Genomic DNA, 1,358 nt, shown 5'->3' on the forward strand with positions numbered 1-1,358 from the left:
ATCCTCGGCGGCACCCAGGTCGTCCCCTCGATCTCGCTGCCGATCGACCTGTCGGGCAACGCCGTCGCGGTGATCGGCGACACCGACGTCACGGACGGGACGACCGGCACCACGCCGACCGACCCCACCACGCCGACCGACCCCACCGACCCGACGATCCCCGTCGACCCGGCCGAGCCGTTCGACCCGACCGACCCGGTCGACCCGACGACGCCCGCCACCCCGGGTGACGACGGCACCACCGCGCCCGGCACCGAGGACACCGCCGGCATCGACGGCTTCGGCGGGACCACCGGGACCACCGGCACCGTGCTCGTGACCGCCGCGGCGGCCGACCGCAGCGTCCTCGCCTCGGGGACCAGCGCCTCCTCGGCTCTCGCCGCCGACTCGTCGCTCGCCTTCACCGGAGATGACGCGACGGCCCCGCTTCTGGGTGGACTGCTGGCGCTGCTCGCCGGACTCGGCCTGCTCGTGGCGGCCCGCCGCCGGACGGCCCGCGCCTGACGGCCGCCTCCGTCGCTCGCTTCTGAGCGACTCCACACCGACGGTGCACCGCAGACCTGGTTCAGGGGCCTGCGGTGCATCGCCGCGTCCGGAATCGCCGGATGCCCCCGTGCGTTGCACGACACATGACGTCCGCACCCACCATCGGCATCCTCGGCGCGGGCAAGGTCGGCACCGTCCTCGCCCGCCTCGTCCACGCCGCCGGCCACCCCGTCCTCCTCTCCGGCTCGGGAGACCCTGCCCGCATCCGCCTCATCGTCGACGTGATCGCCCCCGGGGCCCGAGCGGTCTGGTCGGCCGACGCGGCACGGGAGGCCGACATCGTCGTCCTGGCCCTGCCGCTCGGCAAGCTCGACTCGGTCCCGGTGGATGCCCTGGCGGGCAAGGTCGTCGTCGACGCCATGAACTATTGGTGGGAGACGGACGGCCTGCGCGACGACCTCTCGGACGTCCGCACCTCGACGAGCGAGCTCGTCCAGCAGCACCTGCCCACGGCACGCGTCGTGAAGGGCTTCAACCACATGGGGTACCACGACCTCGACGAGGGAGCCCTGCCCGCCGGTGATCCCGAGCGGAGCGCGATCGCCCTGGCGTCGGACGACCGAGAGGCACTCAACGTCGTCGCGGACCTCGTGGACGCCATCGGCTTCGACCCCGTCGCCCTGCCCACCCTGGCCGACGGCATCGCCCTCGAGCCGGGGTCGCTGGCCTTCGGGGCGGACGTCGGTGCATCCGAGCTCCGCGAGACGGTGCGCGACTTCTGGAGCTCGCAACGCGGACTCGCGGTGGCTCGCGCGCGACGTTCGTCGAACCCGGCCGTCGGTGCCGACGAGACGCCGGAGGTCACGGCGGGG

Annotated in this window: 2 protein-coding genes; both read left to right on the top strand. The window is 73.9% G+C overall.

Translation table 11 applies throughout. The features are described 5' to 3' along the window. Positions 1–504: LPXTG cell wall anchor domain-containing protein (locus ASE87_RS08405; protein ID WP_162235870.1), on the top strand; the 504-nt coding region annotated here is incomplete at its 5' end. Positions 505–629: 125 nt separating this feature from the next. Next, the coding region (locus ASE87_RS08410; RefSeq protein WP_082452498.1) for an NADPH-dependent F420 reductase at positions 630–1,358 on the top strand (729 nt) is incomplete at its 3' end.

The sequence above is a fragment of the Frigoribacterium sp. Leaf44 genome (assembly GCF_001421865.1).
Taxonomy (GTDB): Bacteria; Actinomycetota; Actinomycetes; order Actinomycetales; family Microbacteriaceae; genus Frigoribacterium.